21 protein-coding genes are annotated in these 23,484 nt (G+C 70.2%); 7 read left to right on the top strand and 14 right to left on the bottom strand.

From position 1 onward, the window contains the following. Window positions 1-69 precede the first annotated feature (69 nt). From E0504_RS29070 to E0504_RS52325, 3 genes are all read right to left on the bottom strand, one after another. Entirely contained in the window at window positions 70-741 is a 672-nt protein-coding gene (locus tag E0504_RS29070) for a bifunctional 2-polyprenyl-6-hydroxyphenol methylase/3-demethylubiquinol 3-O-methyltransferase UbiG (protein ID WP_112104897.1), read from the bottom strand. 341 nt (window positions 742-1,082) lie between these two features. Further along, on the bottom strand, window positions 1,083-1,475 hold the full coding sequence (locus E0504_RS29075; RefSeq protein ID WP_112104898.1) for a hypothetical protein: 393 nt from the start codon (window positions 1,473-1,475) through the stop codon (window positions 1,083-1,085). A gap of 436 nt (window positions 1,476-1,911) precedes the next feature. After that, on the bottom strand, window positions 1,912-2,076 hold the full coding sequence (locus tag E0504_RS52325) for a hypothetical protein (RefSeq protein ID WP_235013634.1): 165 nt from the start codon (window positions 2,074-2,076) through the stop codon (window positions 1,912-1,914). Window positions 2,077-2,358: 282 nt separating this feature from the next. Here E0504_RS52325 and E0504_RS29085 point away from each other — a divergent pair, with 282 nt between their 5' ends. After that, window positions 2,359-2,928, top strand: a complete 570-nt coding sequence (locus E0504_RS29085) for a recombinase family protein (RefSeq protein WP_112104899.1) — start codon at window positions 2,359-2,361, stop codon at window positions 2,926-2,928. A 182-nt stretch (window positions 2,929-3,110) separates the two neighbouring features. Here the strand turns inward: E0504_RS29085 and E0504_RS29090 are convergent, their stop codons facing one another. Together E0504_RS29090 and E0504_RS29095 are read right to left on the bottom strand one after the other, a co-directional pair. Next, on the bottom strand, window positions 3,111-4,619 hold the full coding sequence (locus E0504_RS29090) for a HupE/UreJ family protein (protein WP_243657665.1): 1,509 nt from the start codon (window positions 4,617-4,619) through the stop codon (window positions 3,111-3,113). Between the two features lie 30 nt (window positions 4,620-4,649). Next, the gene (locus tag E0504_RS29095) at window positions 4,650-5,831 is read right to left on the bottom strand and encodes a DUF3500 domain-containing protein (protein ID WP_243657666.1); all 1,182 of its coding nucleotides are present in this window, start codon (window positions 5,829-5,831) and stop codon (window positions 4,650-4,652) included. Between the two features lie 121 nt (window positions 5,832-5,952). On the opposite strand from E0504_RS29095, the gene E0504_RS50540 reads away from it, so the two are divergent. From E0504_RS50540 to E0504_RS29105, 3 genes are all read left to right on the top strand, one after another. Beyond that, window positions 5,953-6,051 (top strand): helix-turn-helix domain-containing protein, encoded by a 99-nt coding sequence (locus E0504_RS50540; RefSeq protein WP_165938639.1) that lies wholly within the window; start codon window positions 5,953-5,955, stop codon window positions 6,049-6,051. Between the two features lie 183 nt (window positions 6,052-6,234). Then, window positions 6,235-6,486: a hypothetical protein gene (locus E0504_RS29100; protein WP_131626156.1), complete on the top strand. Its 252-nt coding sequence runs from the start codon at window positions 6,235-6,237 to the stop codon at window positions 6,484-6,486. 324 nt (window positions 6,487-6,810) lie between these two features. Next, window positions 6,811-7,365, top strand: coding sequence for a hypothetical protein (locus tag E0504_RS29105; protein ID WP_131626157.1), 555 nt, complete (start codon window positions 6,811-6,813; stop codon window positions 7,363-7,365). Between the two features lie 396 nt (window positions 7,366-7,761). Here the strand turns inward: E0504_RS29105 and E0504_RS29110 are convergent, their stop codons facing one another. From E0504_RS29110 to E0504_RS29120, 3 genes are all read right to left on the bottom strand, one after another. Then, window positions 7,762-8,142 (bottom strand): hypothetical protein, encoded by a 381-nt coding sequence (locus E0504_RS29110; RefSeq protein WP_200835171.1) that lies wholly within the window; start codon window positions 8,140-8,142, stop codon window positions 7,762-7,764. Further along, on the bottom strand, window positions 8,139-8,396 hold the full coding sequence (locus tag E0504_RS29115) for a hypothetical protein (RefSeq protein ID WP_165938640.1): 258 nt from the start codon (window positions 8,394-8,396) through the stop codon (window positions 8,139-8,141). Before E0504_RS29115 ends, E0504_RS29110 begins: the two co-directional genes overlap by 4 nt. A gap of 231 nt (window positions 8,397-8,627) precedes the next feature. Next, complete coding sequence (locus E0504_RS29120) at window positions 8,628-8,939, bottom strand: pentapeptide repeat-containing protein (protein WP_131626158.1); 312 nt, start codon at window positions 8,937-8,939, stop codon at window positions 8,628-8,630. 54 nt (window positions 8,940-8,993) lie between these two features. On the opposite strand from E0504_RS29120, the gene E0504_RS29125 reads away from it, so the two are divergent. Beyond that, window positions 8,994-9,802, top strand: a protein-coding gene (locus tag E0504_RS29125) for an IS5 family transposase (RefSeq protein ID WP_373693949.1) whose coding sequence is annotated in 2 segments (ribosomal slippage) — window positions 8,994-9,336 and window positions 9,336-9,802 — 810 coding nt in all. Because the reading frame shifts where the segments join, the coding sequence is not laid out codon by codon here. 9 nt (window positions 9,803-9,811) lie between these two features. Here E0504_RS29125 and E0504_RS29130 read toward each other — a convergent pair. The 5 genes from E0504_RS29130 to E0504_RS50545 all read right to left on the bottom strand — a co-directional run bounded on the left by E0504_RS29130 (window position 9,812) and on the right by E0504_RS50545 (window position 20,924). Next, complete coding sequence (locus tag E0504_RS29130; RefSeq protein WP_112108785.1) at window positions 9,812-16,492, bottom strand: type I polyketide synthase; 6,681 nt, start codon at window positions 16,490-16,492, stop codon at window positions 9,812-9,814. A gap of 144 nt (window positions 16,493-16,636) precedes the next feature. Further along, window positions 16,637-17,962 carry a beta-ketoacyl synthase gene (locus E0504_RS29135; protein ID WP_373693950.1) on the bottom strand — a complete coding sequence of 442 codons (1,326 nt, stop codon included), beginning with the start codon at window positions 17,960-17,962 and terminating at the stop codon, window positions 16,637-16,639. Window positions 17,963-18,054: 92 nt separating this feature from the next. Continuing rightward, window positions 18,055-18,771 carry a response regulator gene (locus tag E0504_RS29140; RefSeq protein ID WP_112108787.1) on the bottom strand — a complete coding sequence of 239 codons (717 nt, stop codon included), beginning with the start codon at window positions 18,769-18,771 and terminating at the stop codon, window positions 18,055-18,057. A gap of 126 nt (window positions 18,772-18,897) precedes the next feature. Next, window positions 18,898-20,532: a GMC oxidoreductase gene (locus tag E0504_RS29145; protein ID WP_112108788.1), complete on the bottom strand. Its 1,635-nt coding sequence runs from the start codon at window positions 20,530-20,532 to the stop codon at window positions 18,898-18,900. 239 nt (window positions 20,533-20,771) lie between these two features. Further along, a complete protein-coding gene (locus tag E0504_RS50545; RefSeq protein ID WP_165938641.1) occupies window positions 20,772-20,924 on the bottom strand; it encodes a hypothetical protein in 153 nt (50 codons plus the stop codon). A gap of 755 nt (window positions 20,925-21,679) precedes the next feature. Between E0504_RS50545 and E0504_RS51435 the strand changes: the two genes are divergently transcribed. Then, complete coding sequence (locus E0504_RS51435) at window positions 21,680-21,958, top strand: hypothetical protein (protein ID WP_200835467.1); 279 nt, start codon at window positions 21,680-21,682, stop codon at window positions 21,956-21,958. 287 nt (window positions 21,959-22,245) lie between these two features. Here the strand turns inward: E0504_RS51435 and E0504_RS29155 are convergent, their stop codons facing one another. After that, a complete protein-coding gene (locus E0504_RS29155) occupies window positions 22,246-22,626 on the bottom strand; it encodes a hypothetical protein (RefSeq protein WP_112108789.1) in 381 nt (126 codons plus the stop codon). Between the two features lie 453 nt (window positions 22,627-23,079). On the opposite strand from E0504_RS29155, the gene E0504_RS29160 reads away from it, so the two are divergent. Beyond that, on the top strand, window positions 23,080-23,484 hold a 405-nt coding region (locus tag E0504_RS29160), incomplete at its 3' end, for a TCP-1/cpn60 chaperonin family protein (protein WP_306769276.1).

Raw genomic sequence — 23,484 nt, forward strand, 5'->3', positions numbered from 1 at the left:
GGACATGCCGCCGTCACCGCACCACCCAGCACAGACGAGTTCGGACATCGACAGGAGGATCGGACCGTCTCACTGAATCCAGGTGGCGGCGGCCCTCACCTGCAACCAGGTCATGCGCCGCTGCTCCTCCTGCACGGCGAGAAGCGCAAAGCCGGCCTGTTCGATGATGTTCAGCAGGTCGTCACGGTCGTGGTGCACGAACCAGCGTCGGAGCGGGACCGACGGTGGATAGTCGTCCCGGTAGGGAGCGGCTTCCCAGCCCTCGCTGCCACCGAGGGACGTGGACAGACTCAGCACCCCACCGTTGCGCAGCAGCGATCGCCAGGCGCGCAGCGTGCTGGCGACCTCGGGGCGTGGGACATGCAGCAGTGCGGCGTTGGACCACAGGCCGTGAAAGGCCGCCGGTTTCAGAGGCGGGCGGCGGATGTCGCCGGCGGCCGCACGGCCACCGGCGGCCTGCGCCAGCCGTAGCATCTGCTCGGACAGGTCGACGCCGACCGCGGCCATCCCGGCGTGGGTGAAGACCGCGAGGTCACGGCCTGGCCCGCAACCGAGATCCGCGATCAACGCCGCGGCCGGTAGCAGGTCGAGGAAACCTGATCTCCACGCGGCCAACTCATCCGAGACCTCTGCGGTGCGGACTGCATAGTCCCGGGCGATGCGGTTGTAACTGGTCCTCGTCGCTGCGGCGGGGTCACGGTCATCGCCGCTTTCCACACGTGGGACTGGAACGGCAGGCATGGTCTCTTATCCATCTCCTGGGGGCTGGAGTACAGAGCCTGATCGCCGAGGCGATCGGGCGGCAAGCCAGTGGACGCGGGAGGAGACGGACTGAGGCTTGAGCTCGACTACGAGGACGGCGCGGCCCACCGTGCACGCGGGTCCGGACACCGGCGCAGATGTCTTCGGACATCGACAACGCCGCCAACAATCATTTTGAAACGGGCCGCTCGATCCGCCGGGCGAGAAGGCTCCTGCCCGGCGGATCGAGGGCATTTCTGCGACCAGGCCACACCGGCGGTTACGCAGAACGGAACACCGGGGCTGAAACCATGTGTTCACCGGTCGACAAAACCGGGTTCCTACTCCTTGATAAGGAGCCACGGGTCGAAGGTGGCGCGGGTGCCGTCCATCGCGAGAACCAGCGAGTACTGCTGGTAACCGGTCGTTCCGCGGGCCTCGACCCGACCCTCCCAGTAGTCGCCGTCCGGCGTGCTGACCAGCTTCGGCACACAGGTGCCGTTGTTGATGATCTGGCCGGTGAACTCGGCGATCTGCACGTCGTTCGACGGCGACACGGGCACGACGTTCCAGGCGACGAGCTGCCCGTCACGACAGGCGGTGCTCAGCCCCTCCTGGCCCTCGCCGCTGGAGCCGAAGTGCTTGTTCGTGTCGACGAGGTAGACATTGTCGCCCAGCGAGCCGGCGAGCGCACCCTCGACGTCGACGACAACGAGAACATTGACCGTCTTCACGGTTCCTCCGCGCAGTGTGGGAATGTGAACGGAACGACGTTCGTACGATAATTATGGATCTTTTGTTTCGCGCCCTTGTTCCTTCCAGGGGGAAGGGTAGCACGATGGTGCCAGACATCGAAGGAAGTTCTCCGTATCGGGTTGACCGGCGTACGGGAACGGCCCCACGGCACTCGAGGGCCGGTAACGGAATGTAAAGCGGCGGGGTGAGGTAACCGGGACTCGTGAAAGTCGCGCCGCGCGCCGATGCTGGTCAGCAGATATTGACGAGCCGGAAAGTGAAGCCCTCGACGGCTCCTTCCCTCACCCTCGGTCACACCCGGCGGCGGCGCGCACGCACGGCAGATGTCGACCCGGCCGGGGACGTGGTTCACGCCGAGGACGATGGCGTCGCCACAGCCGTACTGGCCGGGGACCTCCGCCAGGTCGTCGTCGGTCAGGGGAGCGGGATCGGCCATGGTGCCGATGCTCCCGTGTGTTCCGCACCGGTGACGCGGCCGGCGACCGATCCGGTGAGGACCAGGTGTCCCCGGGAGCACGCGAGGGTGGGCAGGGTGGCGCGGGCGACGAGAGCGGTGCCGTAGACGTTGGTGAGCACCATCTCGCGCCACTGCTCGGGGAGCCGGTGGCGTGCAGGAACGAGGTGGGGGTGAACACGCCAGCGTTCGCGAACACGGCGTCGAGGCGACCGAATGCATCCTGGGACGCGGCACATCTGGCACCTCGTTCCCCCTGGGACCCCGGCGTGCAGACGAGTTCGGACAGTGACACGACCCGCACGAGAAGCGTCAGATTAGAGTCCTCGGCGAGGTTTCTTGACGTGTGTCTGCTCGGTTCTTAGAGTTCAGCCTGACAGTTCGGGGTGCGGAAGGGGCCGGGGCGGATGCGGGTCGGCTACATCAGGGTCAGCAGCGTCGACCAGAACACCGTGCGCCAGCTCGACGGGGTCGACGTCGACCGGGTGTTCACCGACCGGGCATCAGGGAAGGACACCGCCCGACCGAAACTCGAGGAGATGCTGGCGTTCGTCCGCGACGGCGACACCGTGCTCGTGCACTCCATGGACCGCTTGGCGCGCAACCTCGACGATCTGCGCCGCGTTGTGCGGACCCTGACCGGCAAGGGCGTACGGGTCGAGTTCGTCAAGGAGAACCTCACCTTCACCGGCGAAGACTCCCCCGTGGCCACCCTGCTGCTCTCCGTCATGGGCGCGTTCGCCGAGTTCGAACGCGCCCTCATCCTCGAACGCCAACGCGAAGGCATCACCGCCGCCAAGCAGCGCGGCGTCTACACCGGCCGCACACCCGCCCTCACCCCCGAACAGGCCAACCAGCTCCGTGAACGCGCCGCCGCCGGTGAACGCAAAACCGACCTCGCCCGCGAGTTCGGCATCAGCCGCGAAACCGTCTACAGCTACCTACGGACCACAGCCGTCGCCGGCGTCACCGGCTGAGTCAGGTCGGCCTGTAGGGGGGTAGGGTACGCGCGTCGGGATCTACTTGGTACTTGGTGACACGGACCCGAGCCCCGGGGCCGAGGACAACGACCCGGTCCCGCGAGTGCGGCTGACGATGACGGTCGGCATGGGCTACTGCGACCCGCCGCCGCGCGAGTGATTCTCAGGCGGTCGCCTGGTCACGACGCGGCGTTGGTCGCCGCGTCGTCGTCTGGTCGACTCCGGTCAGCGGCCGGTCCTGTAGCCGGGTGCGCAGCGTGAGCCGGCGGTAGTCGGGGTGCAGGTGTGTTTACCGGCGAGACGCCCCTCGGACCGCCCACGGTTCGCCCGGTGCCGGTGCTCCTGTCGTGCGGTCGGCGGCGACCGTCTTCACGCCCAGCTTCGGCTTGTTCCGGGACACCGTGCCGGGGGATCCCGGTCAGGTGTCCGGTCCGTCGGGCCAGCGCGCAGAGGACCGCGACGGCGGCGAGCCCGGCTGCCAGGGCGGCAGGATGCTCGACGAGGAGCTCGCCGACCGGTTCGAGCGGGTTTCCTGACGTCAGGCCGGTCCGTTCGGCGAACCAGGTTGTCGCGAGCACTGCCCCAAGCGACGCGACCGCGGTCCGCAGTGCCGGGTAGACGACGGTGCCGCTGATCACGATCAGTGACGGCATCACCAGCGCTACGACGACCAGCTGGGTGATCTCGATGCCGAGGTTGAACCCGAGTAGCGTCGTGAGCAGACTCCTACGGCTGAGGTCGAACTCGCCCAGGAGCGCGGCGAACGCCAACCCGTGCAGCAGGCCGAACATGCCGGCGATCAGTACCTCGCCGCGGCGTACCAGGGGGCGGAGGGCGTGGATGGCCGAGACCAGGACGGATAGGGCGATTCCGCTCTCGACGAGCCGGGTGGGCAGGTGTATCCAGCCCATCGCGCCGAGCGCCAAGGTGATGGAGTGACCGACGGCGAATGCCGTGACGACGTGCAGGACGCGCCAGCCCGCGCGCCCGAGATCCTGGCGGCGCGCCCACCGACGCCCGGTGGCGGCCAGGGGGGCGGGCAGCAGCAGCATGACCAGGAACAGCAGGTGGTCGCTGCCCTCGCTGATGTGGTCGACACCGAGGTGGACCGCGGACACGAATCCCCGGCTCACGGACGCCGGGCCTGTGGTCGACGACGACAGGGCGGCCACAGGAACCGACTGGGTCTGCCACGACAGCATCGCCAAGGTGGTGTACGAGCCCGTGCTCCCGTAACGAGCCGAGACGAACACCCGGTGCGAGACGAGCTTGTCCATGACGGCGTCGTAGTGGAGAACGAAATCCCCCACCCTGCCCGAGCTCGGCGTCAGGGTGGCGTCGAGGACGAGGTTGTCAGCACCGTCGATCGACTCGACCCGCCCGCCGATGACGTGGGTCGTCCACGTCTGGCCGGTCGAGTCCGTCACCGATATGTCGTCCTGCACGTAGGCGCGCAGCGCGGTCACCGTCGCGTCGTCGAGCACGTCGGCCGCGGTGAGTTCTTCGTTCATCGCGATGCTGAGCTGGTCCAGGGGCAGGTCGACGGTGGCGGTGACGCTGCGCTCGCCGACGTCCAGTCGCACCGCGGAGGTGCTGAGCGGGTGCGCCGAGGCCTGCGGCGCGAGCGCGAGAACGACGGTCACGGTGCCGGCGAGGAGACCCAGGGCGCGTCGCATGCCGGTCAGCACGGGTGCTTGCTCCGTCTCCGTGGCGGCCGATCACGCGCTGGGGTTGGTGCTGCCGTAGTCGTCGTTCTTGTCGCGGTAGACCCCGTGGTAGTGAACGTTCGGGGTGCTTTGGCTGCGGGTGTTGACGAGCTCGATCCACACGCGGGGTCCGTCGATGCGCAGGTAGGTGCTCTCGCCGTCGATGGTGTCGCTGTTGGCGAACGCGACGTAGGTCTGGTCGAGCTGGGACTTGTAGGTCTCCATCAGCGAGGCGGCGACGCCAGGGGCGGCGTCGTCGACCCAGGCGCCGATCGCGTCGAGGACGAGCTGCTGCTGGTCCGTGGACAGGTCGCTGACGGCCACGCCCTGGGTCTCGGGGAACTCCCCACTGTCCACGCCTGGGCCCATCAGGATGTCGTCGATGGTGTCGGACAGCTCGGCCTGGGATTCCTGCTCCTCGCTGAGGGAGTCGAAGACGTCGAACAGGGTTCCGGCCTTCTCCTTCATGGGCTCCACGTCGGTGCTGCCGATCGTGAAGGACTTCGGCTCGGTACCGGTGAAGTCCGGTGTGATGCTGGCCGTGGTGCCCTTGTAGGTGTAGTTGCGGGCCAGATGGTGGCCGCCGAACTGGACCATGAACGAGTCGCTGGCCGAGGGCGTGCCGTAGATCGCGATGTAGTAGTCGGTGTCGGAACCGAAGCTGTCGGTCCCGGAGGCGCTGTTCTCCCGGAGCCAGTCGTCGGCCTCCTGGATCGCCTGCACCTGGGCGTAGCCCTCCGCGCTCAGCATCGTCTTCACCAGGGCCATCGCGGCGGCCTTGGCGTTGGTGTCGAGGTCGGAAAGCGCGACGCCCTTGCGAGGCACCTGCTGGGCCGGGAAGTTGGACCAGGTCTGTCGGGACTCGTTGTCGGTGAAGTCGTAGCTGACCTTCGCAGCGGTGTCCGCGTCCAGGGTGGCGAGGAACGTTTTGGCGGCGGTCACGACGTCGGTGGTGTTCGCGTCGGAGCCGTTCTCGCCGTCGGTGTCGAGGTCGACGGCCGTGAAGGTCTGCAGACCACCGCCAGGTGCGCCGTTACCCGGTCCGCCGCCGGGGAATCCGCTCGGCGGGCCCGAGGAGCCAGCGGTCGAAGACGAGGAGGTGTCGGTGCTGGAGTCGCTGCCGCAAGCGGCGACCGTGGAGAGCAGCGCTGCGGCCGCGATCGGCGCGACGATGCTGCGACGAAGCTTGGTCATGGATCCGTCCGTTCCGTGTCAAGGCGGCCTCAGTGCCGACCAGGCTGGTCACCCCAGCACCCGAACACTGCGAGTCCTACCTGTGAGCCCGCTGTGCTTCTCCTGTAGGCCTGATGTGGTGATGTCGCGGGCTCCCGTCCAGCAGATCGCCGACGAGTTCAGCGTCACCCGCCCCACCGTCTACCGCCACCTCGCCCGCACGACCGCCCCAGCCCAGTAGCCACCCGGGCCGCTCGCGGTCGCAGCGATACCGGACGCTGATCACGAGCGCGAGGAGCCTCCCACGGTTTGTCCCCGTCTCCGTCCCACGCTGCGAGAGATCCACGATGCCGTTGTCAAAGCGCGGGATGAACTGGACCTCAAGGGCGGCGGCACCGCCAGCACGGAGACGATTCGCCGCACGTTGAGGGGCCTCACAGTCCCCCGGTGGCCAGCCGTCTACGCCATCGCGATGGCGCTGGCCAAGCTGTCCGGCCGCGACCTCGAAGGCGGTCGGTGGCCCGAGGATCTCGGGCAGGGACCCAGTTACCTCACCGTCCTCAACCAGCGGTGGAACGACGCGCGAGATGAGGAGCCGACGCCACCAGCTCCAGCTCCGGTGATCGATCCCTGGGCCGCGCCCGCGGGTGGCTACGGCGACGAACCACCATTCTGATCTTGCCGGGAAGGGATCATTTTTCGACAAGATCACGTCGAGGTGCGGGACGGTGCCAGGCAGACGACGCCGGGTCGCCGCGCGTTGGCCGACTCGCGTCACTGGCAGGAAGGTACGGCCGTTCGGGGATCGTGTCCGTGTGCAGGCTGGGATAGGTCGGTCCCCATCGGGTGCTGCCGGTGTGTGGTGTTTTGCCTGCAGACCGACAGCACCCTGGGGGACGCTGAGTGGTGAAGTAGCTGCGGCCCGACACCTCGGGCGTGAGGGAGAGATCTGGCCATGCGCGGGATTCGTAACACCGCAGTCGTTCTGGGAGTCCTGGTCATGCTGGCGGCCTGCAGCGTCGAGATCAGGAGTGACGTCAAGAGTGGACAGGCGCCTGGGGACGTGCCAGCCACTCTGGCAATCCCGCCGGACGCCGCCGCGCCGGATACGGCTGGCGGGCTGACCCGCAATCGAGACACCGAAGCCAAGATTCCCGACCTGTTGGCGCAGGCGCGGGAGCAACTGCCGGCCGACGTGGTCGCGCTCAGCAGCATCACGTTCGCGGTCTACCACCAGCCCGGTATCGACCTGCCCAACGGCGACATCCTCCTCGTCCGCGGCGCGCTCACCGACCCGGACACCCTGCTCGCAGCGGCGCGCAGCCGGCCCGGCCAGCAGGGCCCGCCCCTCGACGTTGACCTCGGAGCAGGACTGCGAAGTGTGTGCACACAGTCACCTGACGCAAGCGGTTATCTTGCGTCGGTGTGCGTCTGGGTAACCGCCGACAAGTTCAGCGAGATCAGACCGCTTGTCCCCACCACCGCACCCGTTGCACCGCCGACCACTGCAGAACTGGCCGAGCTCATGCAAAAACTGCTGCCGGACCTGCAGTAACGCTGTCGAGAACGAGAGGCCCGTCGGTCAACAGCTCCGGACCCCCAGCACCCGGGAAGCGCTCACTTCGACACTGGCCACCAGAGTAATCGATCATCACGTGAGGGCCGGAACCGCAGCGCATAGCCTGGTCGCCACCCCGCGGCCCCGCCTAATCGACGGGGCCGCGCCGGGATACCGGGCAGGATCCGGCCAGCACGCACCGCGAGCAAGACCCCAACAGCCGCCAGCTATTCGTGCACAACACGCCACATGAGGGCGCTTCGGCAACGTAGCGGGACATCACGTCACGCAAACAGCACGAGAACCGGCTTGTGCCCCTCCAGGAAGACGAAAACGCGCGTTTTCGATCCTGCGCGCCAAGCTGGTCCGGCGTCGTGAAGACGCCGGACCAGCTCACGGGCTGAGGTCCAGCAGGCGCACTGGCTGGCCCGCCCACCGGTCCGGCGCCGCCGTCGCGATCACCGCACCCTCCGGACGCTCCGGAGTGGGCTCGGCCGCATAGCGGACGTGCGCCGGCGCCCAGCCGGTATCGCGTGCCACCGCGAGCGCGGCCGCCAGGTCCAGCTCCACGATGGTCACCGCCGGCAGCGCGGCAATGTGCTCGGCGGTCCCCGGCCGGGCGCGATCCGCCTCCACCAGCGCACACGCCGGGGCGTACAGGAAGTGGCCCGGCACGGTGTGAGCACGCTGGATCAGCCGGGATGCCAGCACATTGCCGTAGCCGGCCGAGACCATCGCCGTCTCATCCAGCACCACACGCAACGCCTCACTCACCGCCCCAACGCCCGCGCCAGCCGACGATCCAGCTCGGCGTCGGCCTGCGCGGCCTCCTCCTCCGTCGGGTCGTAGCCACTCCACTCCCGCAACACCGCACGGGCCCGCTCAGCGCGCTCAGCACGCTCCGCCGGCGTCAACACCGTGCTCGCCAACCGCGCCAGATACGCCCGCAACGACAACCCCTCCGCCGCCGCCACCTCCGCCAACCGATCCCGAGCCTCCGCCGGAATCCGCACATTCGCATCCGCCACCACGGCCCCCTCCCAGTCCACTCCCCACAGGATACGGGTACGCGGACGTACCCAGCAGATCCCGCAGGCCGCACGCGCCACCCCACAGATCCTTCCTCCCAGCCAGTTCTCGCCGTTGGTTGAAAACGTGCGTTTTAAACCAGCGCGGGAAGCCTGGCGCCCGGGAGCTGGCTATTCCCGGGCCGAACAGACCGGTACAAACACGGCGAAAACGGGTGGGGGGTGGGGGGGTCAGGAGCCCTCGACCAGCAGGTCCACAGACGGGTCGTACGGTGGCCACGACCCCGGCCGCTGCATGTCGTTCGGCAGCCGCGTCCACGCATCGCCGCGGGCCGCCGCCACCTGCGCCGCCGTCAGACCCATCGCAGTGGAAAGGTTCGTCCCGTCCAGCCGGGCGCCGGTGAGGGTCGCCCCGGTCAGCTGAGCGCCGGCAAGGTCCGCATTGATCAGCCAGGCGTCGGTGAGGTTCGCCCCGGTGAGGTCTGCGCGGGGGACACCGTCACAGGTGGGGGGCCGACCCAGGACAGTTACAGATCGTTTCACAAAGACTGATCAAACGCGGCGTGTCGTGCCTGCCTGACCGGTAGACGTCGGTTCATGCGTGACGAGGCGACGGTGAGCGAGGAGCTGTGGAAGCGGCTGGCGCCGCTGATCCCGGTGCGGGAGCGGCGGTTCCGCTACCCGGGCCGGTTGCCGGTCGATGACCGGGCGGCGTTGGAAGGAATCCTGTGGGTGCTGCGGAACGACGTGCCCTGGCGGGAGCTACCGACCACGCTGTTCGGCGTGTCGGGGGTGACGTGCTGGCGCCGGCTACGGGACTGGGCCGAAGCCGGGGTCTGGCAGAAGCTGCATGAGCAGCTGCTCGCCGAGTGCAACGCGGCAGGGCTGCTCGACCTGCACCGGGCCCTGATCGATTCCTCGCACATCCACGCGCTGAAAGGGGCTCCGAGACGGGTCCGAGCCCGGTCAACCGAGCCCACCCCGGCAGCAAACACCACCTGATCACCGACGCCACCGGGGTTCCACTCGCCACAATCGTGACCGGCGGGAACCGTCACGACGTCACCCAGCTCATCCCGTTGGTCGAGGCGATCCCCCCGATCCGCGGCCGCCGGGGACGGCCACGCCGCCGGCCCCGCTACCTGCTCGCCGACCGCGCCTACGACCATGTGAAGTACCGCCGACTGCTGGCCGCACGGGGTATCACCCCGGCCATCGCCCGCCGCGGGAAACCCCACGGCTCCGGCCTCGGGACACAGCGTTGGCCTGTGGAGCGCACGATCGCCTGGCTGCACCAGTTCCGCCGGCTCCGGACCCGCTGGGAACGCCGCGTCGACATCCACCAGGCGTTCCTCAGCCTCGCCTGCTCGATCATCTGCTTACGCAAACTCCGAGGATCATTCTGAAACGACCTGTTATTCGCCGCCGTCGAGCGGGAGCTTCGTGTGGTCGGCGAGACCGGCGGCGAGAGTCGCGACGGTGTCGTACTTCCAGATGAAGTTCCCCGGCAGGGAGATCCCGAGCCCCGGTTCCAGGCGGGACCGCAGTTCGAGAGCCAGCAGCGAGTCGAAGCCGAGGGACCGTAGCGGGATGTCCGGGTCGAGCACGGACTGGCCCAGCCGGAGGACGGCCCTGAGGTGCTCGGTCAGGTACGCCTCGAAGGCCGTGCGCCGCGGGAGGCCGGGAGCCACCGCGCGTAGCCCGGCCAGGACAGCGCCCGGCCCGTCCGCGACCGCGGCGGCGGCACCCCCGGCGCCCGGAACGGCCACGGCGCTCCCGGCGGCGGCCGACGGGGCGTGCTCGTCGTCGACGAACCGGGCGAACAGCGACGAGGAGCGGCCCGCGGTCGGAATCCAGGAGCCCGGCTCGCCGGGGAGCACACCCGCGCGCCGCCGCCCGTGGACGAGCAGCGTCTCCAGCGCGGCGAGCCCGACCCGCACCGGGATCATCGCGTACCCACGCTCGGCGAAGTCGGTGGCGGCGCCCACCTCGGCCCACGGCCCCCAGTTGACGACGGTGGTCGCCAGCCCCTGAGCGCACCGCCAGTCGGCGAAGCCGTCGAGCCAGGAGTTCGCGGCGGCGTACGCGCCCTGCCCGGGGTTACCGAGCAGGGAGGCCATCGACGAGTAGAGCACGAACCAGTCGAGGTCCGCCCCGGCCGTCGCCTCGTGCAGCCGCCACGCGCCGAACGTCTTCGGATGCCACACTCGCCGCACCTGGTCGGCGGTGATCGTGGTGAGGGCGGCATCATCCAGAACCATCGCCGCGTGAACGGCGCCACGCAGCCGGCCGCCCCCGGCGGTGGCGGCGGCGACGAGGCGCTCCGCCACACCGGGCTCGGCGACGTCGCCGAGCACCACCTGGACGTCCGTACCGCCCGCGACCAGTTTCGCGATGCGCTCCCGGACCGCCTCGGCGGGCTCGGACCGCCCGTTGAGCACCACTCTGGCCGCGCCCTTCTCCGCCAGCCAGGCGGCGGTCTCCAGGCCGACGCCACGCAGGCCACCGGTGACGATGTACGAGCCGTCCACGCCGACCGGCGACGGCGGCCCGTCGGGCAGCACGGCCTCGGTCACCGCGTCGCCGGGGACCTCGAGCACGACCTTGCCGATGTGCGCGGCACCGGCCATCAGCCGAAACGCGTCGGTGGCGGCCTCGATCGGGTAGGTCGTGACAGGCAGCGGCGCGAGCTCGCCGGCGGCGAGCGCCGCCGTCAGCTCCCGCAGCAGCCGGGCGACCCGCTCCGGCTGGTGCCGGTAGAGCTCGATCAGGTTCACCCCGGCGAAGGTGATGCTGTTACGGAACGGCGCCAGCCCGAGCGCCGAGTCCGCGAGGATGTCGCGCAGCCCGAGCTCGACGAAACGTCCGAAGGGCCGCAGGCACTCCATTCCGGCGCGGATCGCCGGCCCCGACAGCGAGTTGAGCACGACGTCGACGCCCTGCCCGCCGGTCGCGGCCAGGGTCTGCGCGCTGAAGTCGACCGACCGCGAGTCCATGACGTGGGTGATGCCCATGCCGCGCAGGTAGGCGCGTTTCTCCGGGGTGCCGGCGGTGGCGAGGACCTCGGCTCCCAGCAGCCGCGCGACGGCGATCGCGGCGAGACCGGTCCCGCCCGTGCCGGAGTGGATCAGCACCCGCTCACCGGCCCGCAGCTGGGCGACGTCCCGCAGCGCGTACCAGGCGGTGAGAAAGCCGGTGGGGATGCCCGCGGCGGTGGCCGGGTCGAGTCCGGCGGGTACAGGCATGGTCAGGTCGGCGTCGATGGTCAGGAACGAGCCGAACGCGCCGCCGTCAGTGAAGTTCACCGCGAGTACCGCGTCGCCGGGCCGGCGGTCGGTGATGCCCGGCCCGACCGCCGTGACCACGCCGGCGCACTCGAAGCCGATCGGTGTCTGCGGCAATGCCCCCAGGCAGATGAGGACGTCCCGGAAGTTCAGGCCGGCGGCCTGGACCCGGACCTCGACCTCGCCGTGCCCGGGTGGGCGTCGGTCGGCGGCGACGAGCCGCAGGTCGTCGAGATTCCCGTTGCCGGGCGGCTGCAGGGCGAACCGGTCGTGGCCGTACCGGACCGTACGCCGCCCGGCGGCACCACGCTCGGCGGCGGTCACCGGCGCGGGGGTCAACCGGGCGACGAAGCGGACACCGGCCCGCAGCGCGACCTCGTCATCGGCGGGGCCGGAGCGGGCGCCGTGGACATCGCCGAGCAACTCGGCGGCTATGGCCGCCATATCCGGGCCGGGATCGGCGTCGATGTGGGCGGCGCGCAGCTCGGGGTGTTCCAGCGTGAGCACCCGGAGCAGTCCGCGGATCCCGCCGTGATCAAGATCAGGGGCCGCGTTCCCGGCCAGGGCGTGTGCACCTCGGGTCACCACGGTCAGGCCGGGCGGCACGCCGGGCAGCTCGGCCAACGCCGCGGCGACGCCCAGCACCGTCATGGTCTGCTGCTGCGCCCGCGCCGGATCTGCCGGGAACGGCGAGCCGACCAGGGCCGACGGGTCGACCTGGGCACCGGGCGCTGGCTGCGCGGTCGCGCCGTCGAGGACGACGACCACCCGCCGGCCGACGGCTCCCCCGTCGTCCCCGGTGAGGGACGCCGCCCAGGCCCGCCGGGCGTCGTCGGGACCGGGCAGCGGCTGGACGTCGACGTCCGCACCGGCGGCGGACAGGGCCGTGCCGAGCGCGCCCGCCGAACCGCTCTCGTCGCCGAGCAGCAGCCATCGGCCGGCGGCCCGCGGCTGGGCCGGTTCCGGGCGGGGTGACGGCTCCCAGTCGATCCCGTAGATCCAGCCCCCGGGGCCGCCGGACGCCCGGGCGTACCCGGAACCGTCGAGGAGACGCTGGCCGTCCTGGTGGACGAGTCTCATGCCGTCGATGGCGACGACGAGCGCGCCGGCCTCGTCCAGCAGGCGGACCTCGCCGGTGAGAGTGCCCGTCCCGGTGGCGTCCAGGCGGGCATGGCAGTAGCGCACGGTCGCCGGATCGCCGTGGATCCGGATGCTGTCCGTCCCGGCAGGCAGCACCAGACCACCGGACGCCGACCCGGCGACCAGGCCGGGCATGCAGGTCAGCAACGTCTGGGCGGCGGCGTCCAGCAGCACGGGGTGCACGGCCAACGCGTCCTCGGTGGCGTACGCCTCGGTCGGGATCCCGATGCCCGCCCAGGCGCTCCTACCGTCCTCGGACAGGTGCAGATCGGACAGCGCCGTGAACGCCGGGCCGTGGTGGATGCCCCGCTCCCGCATCGCCTCGTACAGGCGCGCGGGGCCGACCCGCCGGGGATGGGCACCGGCGAGTTCCGCCAGGCCGCCGGCGGCGGTGTCCGGCGGCGGGTCGTCGTCGGCGCACGTGACGGTGGCGGCCATGTGACGGGTCCAGGCGCCGTCACCGGCCCGCGCGTGGATCTCGCACTCCGCCTCGCCGGGGCCGGTGACGGCGACCGTCATCGTGATCTCGGTGTGCTCGCCCAGGTAGAGCACCTCCTCGAAAGCGATGCCGGTGACCCGCACCCGGGCCGGCCCCACCTCGAACACCTCGGCGGCGGCGGTGACCGCCAGCGAGCAGTAGGCGGCACCGGGCAGTACCACGCGGTCGTGCACCCGGTGGTCAGCCAGCCAGGGGATGACCGCGGTCCCGGCGTCGGCCCGCCAGACGTGGCGCAGATGCTCGCCGGGCACCACCAGGTGCTCCCCGGGCAGCGACCGGTCCACGGCCTCCCGGCCGTCGAGCGTCGCCGGCCCGCCACGGCCACCGGCGGCCGACGGAGCCGCCGCCGGAGCCTCGCGGTCCGCCCAGTGGCGCCGGCGGTCGAAGGAGATCGTCGGCAGGTCCACGAGGTCGCCGGTCGGGTAGAGCACGGACCAGTCCACCGGAACTCCCGCGCAGTGCGCGGTCGCGAGACTGGTACGGAAGGCCGCCACGCCGTCCTCGTCGCGACGCAGCGTCGGCAGTACCACCGGCTCCCGCCCGGCCGCGGCGAGGATGTCGGTGACCGACCGGGTGACGACCGGATGCGGGGAGATCTCCACGAAGACCCGGTGCCCGTCGGCCGCGGCCGCGGTCACGGCGTCGCTGAAGCGCACGGTACGGCGCAGGTTCGCGCACCAGTAGGCGGCATCGAGCTCGTGCTTCCCCCGCGGGTCCTCCGCCGCGGTCGAGTAGAAGCGGACCTCGGCCGGCCGGGGGCGCAGTTCGGCCAGTTCCGCGGTGAGGTCGGCGAGCAGCGGGTCGACCTGGGGTGAGTGCGAGGCGACGTCCACCGCGATCTGATGGGCCGCCAGGCCACGCGCGGTCCAGTCGGTGACCAGATCCCTGATCCTGTCCGCGGCGCCGGAGACGACGGTGGAGCCGGGAGCCGCCAGGACCGCGACAGCGACCTCTCCGCTCGCGCCGGCCGCGGCGAGCTCGGCCTCGGTCGCGTACCGGTCCAGGCCGACGGTGGCCATCGCGCCGAGGCCGGCCACCCGGGTGAGCAGACGGGAACGGCGGCAGATCACCCGGACACCGTCGGCCAGGGTCAGCGCGCCGGCGACGACAGCCGCGGCCGTCTCCCCCATCGAGTGACCGATGACCGCCGCGGGCTCGACACGGTGGGCGCGCCACAGCGCGGCCAGCCCGATCTGTACCGCGAAGAGCAGGGGCTGCACCCGGTCGCACCCGGTGACCGCCTCCCGGCGGCGCAGCACCTCCAGCACCGAGAAACCGGCCTCGGCGGCGATGAGAGGGTCGACCTCGGCCAACGCGGCCGAGAACACCGGCTCCGCGTCCAGCAGGTCGGCCCCCATGCCCGCCCACTGCGAGCCCTGGCCGGAGAACACCCACACCGCGCCGCGCCGCACGCCCCGGGCGGCGGCCCCGGAGACGACGTTGGGGACCAACCGGCCGTCCGCGTAGGCGCGCAGGTCCCGGATCAGGTCCTTCCGCGAGGCTGCCACGACAGCCAGCCGGCCGTTCCCGGGGGACCGCCTGCGCGCCGAGGTGTAGGCGACGTCCCGCAGACCCGCGCCCCGGGCAGGCTCGCCGGCACCGGCCGCGGGATCACCTCCGGTGGCCGCGTCATCTCCGGGCTCGCGCTCCAGCCAGTCCGCGAGCCGCGCCGCGGCGGCGGGCAGCACCGCGGGCGACCCGGCGGGCACCAGGACCACCTCCGGCCCGCGGGCCCCGCGGGCCCGGACGGCCGACGACTGGCCGTCGACCCGGCCGGACTCGTGTTCGGCCCGTGCCGGAGTACGCGCGGCTGGAATCGGGGGACGGCTCACCCCGGCCGTGGCCTGTTCGAGCACCAGGTGCGCGTTCGTCCCGGAGAACCCGAACGAGGAAACGGCGGCCAGCCGCGACGGTGCGGCGCCAGGCCAGTCGGTCAGCCCGGTGGGCACGAAGAACCGCGACCCGTCAGCGTCGATCGCCGGGTTCCACCGGATGAAGTGCAGGTTCGCCGGTATCTGGCCGTGCCGCAGGCACAGCACCGCCTTGATCAGGCCGGCGACACCCGCCGCGGGCTCCAGGTGCCCCAGGTTCGTCTTCACCGAACCGAGCGCGCACCGCGCGCCATCGGTGCCGTAGGCGCGACTCAGTGCGGCGAACTCGACGGGGTCGCCGACCTTCGTGCCGGTGCCGTGCGCCTCCACCAGCCCGACCTCGGCCGGGTCGACCTCGGCGCGCCGCAGCGCGGCGGCCGCCACCTCGTACTGGGCCTGCGCGGAGGGAACGGTCAGCCCGTCGGTGTGGCCGTCCTGGTTCACCGCCGACCCGCGGATCACGGCCAGGACCCGGTCACCGTCGCGGTTGGCGTCGGCAAGCCGCTTCAGGACGACGACTCCGCAACCTTCGCCGCGGACGAACCCGTCCGCGGCGGCGTCGAAGGTGTGGCAGCGGCTCGTCGGCGAGAGCATGCCCATCCGGACGAACGACTTGGTCACCCGGGGCCACAGCATGAGAGTCACCCCGCCCGCGAGCGCCACCGTGCACTCCCCGGACCGCAGGCTCTGGCAGGCGAGATGCACGGCGACCAGCGACGACGAGCAGGCGGTGTCCACCGACATGCTGGGCCCGCGCAGGCCGAGCAGGTAGGAGATCCGGCCGCCCGCCACGCAGATCCCGTTGGTGAGGACCGAGCCCTCGAGCTCGTCCGGGTGCCCGGCCAGCCGATCCATGTAGTCGGTGTAGCTGAGCCCGGTGAACACGCCCGTCGGCGTGGCCTCGAGCCGGTCGGCCGGGAGACCGGCGTTGTCCAGAGCCTCCCAGGCGACCTCGAGCAGCAGCCGGTGCTGCGGGTCGAGGACGGCGGCCTCCCGATGTGAGACGCCGAAGAAGTCGGCGTCGAAACCGGACACGTCCTCGAGGTAACCGCCCTGGCGGGGAACGGAGCGGCCCGCCGCGGTCAGGACAGGGTCGACGAACGCGTCGGCCTCCCACCTGCCCGCAGGTGGATCGCCGACCGCGTCCCGTTCCTCCACCAGGAGCCGCCAGAGTGCGGCCGGCGAATCCACGCCGCCCGGAAGGCGGCACCCCATCCCCACGATCGCTATGTCATCCCGTTTGACGCAGGATTCCTTGTCGGCGGCCGTGGTATTCGACCACGCGTCGGCAAATGCGCTCATTCTCGGTCGGTCCGTGCCTCTCTGCAGATGTACGGCCGAATCGGCAGCGCGGCCCCGGTCGCGCGCGGAACGGCCAGTCGAGATCCCAGGCCGATCTCAGCAGGTGTTCAGGTCTTCAGATGTTCAGATGTTCAGGAACCATCGTCAGGAAGCATCGGCGGAACTCATGAGGATCACGCTCTTCAGGCCGCCGATCTGGTAGGTGAAGCTCAGCGCGTGATCGAACCGCAACGGCCGCGGCCGCGTTCCCGGAATCGGGTCGAAAGGCAGGCCCTCGATCGGCTGCTCACAGTTCGCGGTGGGGCACGCCAGGCTTTTCTCCATCATGAGGAGAGTCAACGCCAGGCCGAGGTTTCCGGACTGGGCCCCGCTGTGCCCGAAACACGCCTCCTGCGAGCTGAGAAGAACCGACGGGACCGCCGGCCCGTACAGTTCCCGGACGGCGTTCGCCTCGGTGTTCGTGACGTTCATGTCACCGTCGCTGCCACCGTTGATGTACGGGATCTGGTCGATGCTCCAGCGGTCCCCGAGACACTTGCGCACCGCGGCGACCAGTGAGGCGCCCGAGTCGTCCAGCGACAGTGGGCTGGCAAGGCCGTCACGTGTGGTGGCCTGCGCGATCAGGCGCCCGTAGACGTGTGCTCCGCGCCACTCGGCGTGCCGGCGGCTCTCCAGGACCACGGTGACCGAGCCCTCGCCGAAGTTCACGCAGTCGGCGCGGACGTCGTAGGGGCGCATCGGCCGGTCCATCGACGGCAGCGTCTCGGGCATGGTGTCCGCGCCGGGCTGCGGGCCGCCGCGCGTCGCGGCGAGCAGAAGCCGCTGCGCGTTGCGCATCAGGTCCATGCTGAACGCGTCGACACCGGTGACGACCGCGATGTCGACCTCCCCGGCGGCGATCATCCGCAGGGCGTTGCCGAGCTGGATGGTGGAGGAGGAACAGCCACAGGAAACCGTGAAGCTCGGGCCCGTCGACCGGGCGATCGACGCCTGCAGGAGCGTGACGTCGTACGAGGTGATGCCGAGCTGGGCCCGGATGAACAACGCGGTCGCGGCGTCCGCGGAAAGCGTCTCGGGTGTCGCCTCCTGCAGGGCCCGGTATGGGTCGATGTTGTCGTCGAGCCCCCCTCGCCCAGTGAGGATCGCGGCGTGCTGCAGGGCGCCCGCACGAAAATCGATCTTCGCGTCCGAACACGCCTCCACGAAGGAGATCAGCCCGAAGCGGTGCGACTTGGTGAGCTGCGTCGAGTACAGCTTGGGAATCTCCGGCAGCCGCTCCTCGAACATCTCCGGCGCCAGATCGACCCGACCGTGGTAAATACCGTCCTTGACCAGGCAGGAACGCCCGTTCGACGCGATGTCCCACACCTCCTCGGCGGTGAGGGCCGGACCGTCTTCGCCGGGGAGGCAGAAGCCCATTCCGGTGACAAGGACGTCCCGCTCGCCGCGGTCAGCCGGCTGCGCGCTCACTTCGTCCACTCAGGTCTCCAACATGGTCGGCATCTTGACACACAAGATCGCGCACCGTCAGGGAGAAGTCACGATTTCGGTCATAGTGTTCTTTATCTGGTCGAAGCGACGCGGACGTCTCGCCATTGGTACAGGTGCTCCGGCCGGCCGGGCCGCCCGTACCGTTGCGTCCGGCTCGTAAGCCGCTGATCGGTAAGACGCTCCAGGTATCGACGCGCCGTCACCCTGGACAGGCCCACAGCGCTGGCGATCTCGTCCGCCGACATCGGCCCGGCCGCCTGCCGGAGGTAGGCGACAACCGCGTCGAGAGTCGCGATCGACGTGCCCTTGGGCTGCTCAGGCCACAGGGTGGTTCCGGGCCGCAGCGCCGCGAGGGCCGCGTCCACCTCACGCTGGCCGATCGGGCCGGTGCGCCCCAGCATGAGCTCGCTGCGGAACGCCGCGTAGCACTCGAGCCGGCTCCGGAACGCGGCGAAACCGAAGGGCTTCACCAGATACTGGACGGCCCCGTAGGCCACCGCCGTGCGCACGGTCGCGACGTCCCGGGACGCCGTGACGGCGATGATGTCCGGCACGGCCCCCCGGCACCGCAGCGTGCGACACACGTCGAAGCCCGTCATGTCCGGCAGGGTGAGATCAAGCAGCACGAGATCGTGGTCGTCACGGGTGAGCTGCCGCAGGCACTGGGCGCCGGTGTGGGTCACCCCGCTGACGGTGAAGCCGGCGAGCTTCTCCACATAGACGCTGTGGGCCTCAGCTGTCATCGGGTCGGCTTCGACGATCAGCGTGCGAATCCGGCCGTCGGGCATACGCTCACGCTCCAGGTGCAGGCGTCGGACATCGGGCATCGGGCGGGGAGCGCCGCCCTCACGGCGGGAACCTGGACGGCTCCCGCCGGATGCGGCCGCGCGGAGGCTCAGGAAGCGGTGGTGCCGTCAGAAGACACGTCCGACGTCCTCACGGATGATCGTGGACATGCTGTGCTCGGCCAGGGCCGCGATCGTCATGGATGGGTTACAGGCACCGGTGGAGCCCGGGATCCGCGACCCGTCGAGTACGTAGAGGCCCTTGTGCCCGATGATCCGGCCGTACAGGTCGACCGCCGATCCCATCGGCACCCCGCCCAGGGCGTGCCATGTCGAGTTCGCCTGGGCGTTCGTGTCGATCATCAGCCCGCCACCCGCGGCGGCGATCGCCTGCATCCGGGCGGCGATCTGGGTCTGGAGCGCGGCGTCACCGGTCGCCGGCCAGGTGAGCCTGGCGTCGTCCGTGTTCGGGTCGTAGGCCCACGTGCCGGCGGCGTCGACGATCCCGAAACCGACGACCGTCATCAGCTTCACGCCGCCGGTGTCGGCGGGCGCACCCGCATGGATGATGGTGGCCGGAATCGGCCCCTGTGTGTCCCGGCCGCCCACGCACGCCGGGCCGCCCTGCCGGGTGCCGGGATCACCGTTCATGCCGACCCAGGCGTAGATCCGATCACCGTTGTTTCCCCACTTCGTGCCGATGGCGTCGGGGAGGTCGGGCACCAGCCCCTTGGCTCGCGCCTTGACCAGGAGCCGCGTGGTACCGGCGGAACCGGCGTTGAGGAACACCGCGTCCGCGGTGATCCGCTTCCTCTCCTGCACGGTGCCGCCGGTGTCGATGCGGTCGACGGAGAGCACCCAGCGGCCGTCCGGGTCCATCTGGACGTCCCGCACCACGTGCAGTGGGCTTACCCGTACCCGGCCCGTGGCCTCGGCCGAGGCGAGGTAGGTGACGTCGATCGAGTGCTTGCCGCCGTTGTTGACGCCGAAGACGATGTCGCTGGTGGTGTAGGTCGGCTCGTACTGACCGGTGAGCTCACCCCGGACGTAGCTCCAGTCGACCGGCAGCGGAACCCGGAACGGCTCCAGGCCGCTGTTGGCGGCCACGTCCAGAAAGAGCCGGGACGACCGGTACTGATCCGCGTTCAGCACGTCGTTCGGCACCGTGGAGACGCCCAGCATGGTGGCGACGGTGGGGTAGGCCCACTGGTTCAGGTCGCGGTAGAGACTCGCGGCCTCCGGGATGGAGGCCGCGAAGTTCTGGCTGGTCGGCTGCAGTGTCATCCCGTGGTACACCAGCGAGCCGCCACCGACGCCGGCACCGCAGTTGACCGTTATGCCGTCGCCCGGCAGGCTCTCGATCACCCCGGTGTAGGGCGTCCAGGTCTTGTCCACGCCCGGGGTCGTGCTGTGGTCGGTCAGCCAGGCGGACCGGTTGTCGATGTTCGCCCAGCGGCAGAAGGTCGTCGCGTTCGGCCCCGTCGGCCACCGCAGGCCACGTTCCAGAACAAGAGTGGGCACGCCGGCCTGTGCCAGCCGCAGCGCGGTCACGCCGCCGCCGAATCCGCTGCCGATGACGACGGCCCGCTCCCGCTGCTCGGTGACGGCCGCGTCCGGCGGGGCTGTGGCGGCCCGTGCCCGTCCGCTGCCAGGGCCGGCCGCCAGCCCACCAGTCGCAGCCGCGCCAAGCGCCACTGTGCCGAGGATCCTCCGGCGGGTCAGCCCCGGGCCGGATTCCAGGGGTGTGGAAGCGTTGTCAGACATGGTGTCTCCATCTCTTCCGTCGCACTACGAAAGGCCGCCGCCCCGTATCGGCGGTGCGATGTATGGATCCAAGGGAACGCAGTGGTTCGGCCGGTTCCGGGCCTGCCGGCGCGCCGAACAGAGGCCACTCGGCGCCCCCTGAGGACCTATGGCACACAGAAATCAGTTGGACGTTTTTCGCGCAGGCACAGGGCCGCCTGAACCTCCCCATCCAGCGGCGCGAAAAAGGATGCGTCAGCTCACGACACCGGTGCGCGGCGCGGTGCAATGCGGAAAATGGACAGCAACCACTGCCCGGACAGGCGATTCGAAGTTCCCAGCGCCGACGCGACGCGCTCGCGATCTTCGACATTCGCCCGCGCCACGAAACCCGCCGCAGGAAAAATCACCACGCGGACACAACACCATGCGACTCAGGCGGTCACGCATGAGCACAGGCAGCGTAACTACCCCGGACGACCTCCGCGAAAAATCAACACCCGCTCATCCGTGGCAACACTCCACCTCGAACCACCGCCGGATACCGGTCGCACCGCCCCCGCGATGCGATCCATGCCGGCCAGCACAGGATCGTGCATATCGCCCGCGCCCCGTCCCACCTCTCCCTTCGGACACAGACGACGCCGGCGCGGCTGTCGCTCTCCGAATTACCGACCCGGTCGTCCATGCCACCTCCAGCACTCGACTCCGGGATGGCGCCCAGTATTGTGAGCGATCACTTTTCTGTCAACTGGTCGACCTACGAGCATGCATTTCCGCAGTTGGTCGGCCGATTCCGGACCGCTTGAAGATCCATACCCGGCTCACGTTCGGCACGCGCGACGAGCAGGATGCCGGCACAGGTCATACCCGCGGGTGACACGGATGGCCGACCAGCCGATGGTCGCCCTTCTTCGCGATGACCGAGGTCAGGGATGTGGCCGCCGAGCACCCGCCACATTCGCGGGGCAGCTGGTGGCCCATGCCGTCGAAGATCACCGACTTCGCGTCAGGCGCGGCCGCAGCCACGTCGGGCCCGCCGCACCCGGAGCAGCCGGCACCACGCGGCACAGCGTGGGCGCCGTCAACGGCGAGGCCGGCGAGCGCACCACCACCGAGATAAGTGCTCGCTCATTCACTAAGGTCCAGTCACGCCAGGTCGGCTCTCATGACGGAGTTCGGTCTCCTCACGCCCGTCCTGTCACTTGTGCCGGGAACGCATCCCGGCTGGGAACGGGACGGCGGGTCCGATGACGTGCGCCGGATCGCGGAGGCGGCGGACAGCCTCGGCCACGACTACCTCCCCGGTTCGCCGCCGGACCGCAGATGGCGCATCTCGTCGGTGCGGTTGACCCGGCCCCGCTCGAACTCCGTCCCGCACCTGGAGTCCGATCTCGGCGTCACTCTCGACAGCGACACCCTGTCCCCGGTTTCGCAACGGCAGTAGCAGGAGGTTATCCAGCAGGGCGTCGAGATGCCTGGGGACGCCCGCCGGTACGGCGCGCGTCGTCCCACGGGTGGTCGCCCCAGGTACCCGTTTCGCAATGGCGCACGAGCCTGGCGAGATAGTAGCGCCACAGATCAGTCACAGCGGGACCAAGAAGTTCCGGAAGGTTCTCGTGCCGCAACTTGACGCGTGTCCCCCCTCCACGGAGACCCAGCCGATGTCCACCACGGACGGCTCCGGAAGACACTCCTCGAAGCGAGGAAATGGGTCGTCCTGCGAGGGTTCTGTCAACCTCCGGTAATCCCAGGAGGTGACGACGCCACCGATGCCGAAGGCAGCCTTTCCCGCAATACCGAGACCGTCCTCACCGGAAGCGGCCCGCCCACGAGGGTGCCGACCTCCACCGGGCCGACCCGGACGCGGAAACTCACCTCGGATACCTCGGTCCACTCGGCCGTGGGCGGCGGCGGCTCGTTGTTGTGCAGCTCGACCCGCACGGCGAGCGGACCGTAGTTCGTCCCCGTGACTATCCTCAGTCCCCCATCGCTGACGGCAACGAGACCGTCGCCGGTGTCGCCGGCGGAGGCAGCGGTGATCACCGGCGAGTTCCCGCTGTACACGAGGAACTGGTGATGGTCGGCGGTGACGGTGAACTCGCTGCGTCGCATATCAGGCCTTCCAGGTGACGGGTTCAAGCGGCACTGGCACTGAAGGGCTGGACGGCGGGCCCGACCAACAGGGTTGCCCACGAGGCGGAGCACCTCGGTGCCGACCTACCGGCTGCCGGCGCGGGCTCCGGCGGGCGCCGGTGGACACCGGCGCGAGCCGAACGCAAGCGGACCCGGGCCTTCCCCTGCGAATTCTCGCGCCGGGCGGGATCGGCGCCCGGAGTGGTCGCCAGTACACCGCGCTCTTCCCTTCGGCTCGATCACGCGGGGTGGTGATGGCCTCGGTTCCGGGGGTGCCGAGAGCTATACAGTGGCTGGCACTCAGCTAGGTCGAGTGCCAACCTCCGGAGCGACGGGTGCCTGGGCCACGCGAGCCCATCGTCTTCGTTGTCAGGCACCCGCCGGCGGCCGGCACTCCTCCGCATGGCCCAAGCCCAGGAGGAAACACCCCATATGCCGAAGATCATTGCCTTCGACGAAGAGGCACGGCGCGGCCTGGAGCGCGGCATGAACCAGCTGGCCGACGCGGTCAAGGTCACGCTCGGCCCCAAGGGTCGCAACGTCGTCCTCGAGAGCAGGTTCGGCGTCCCCACCATCACCAACGACGGCGTCAGCATCGCCCGGGAGATCGAGCTCGAGGACCCGTACGAGAAGATCGGCGCGGAGCTCGTCAAGGAAGTCGCGAAGAAGACCAACGACGTCGCGGGTGACGGCACCACCACCGCGACCATTCTCGCCCAGGCTCTCATCCGCGAAGGCCTGCGTAATGTCGCCGCCGGTGCGAACCCGATCGCCCTGAAGAAGGGCATCGAAACCGCCGCCGCAGCCGTCTGCGCGGAGCTCTCCAGCGTCGCCAAG

The organism is Parafrankia sp. BMG5.11, from assembly GCF_004337455.1.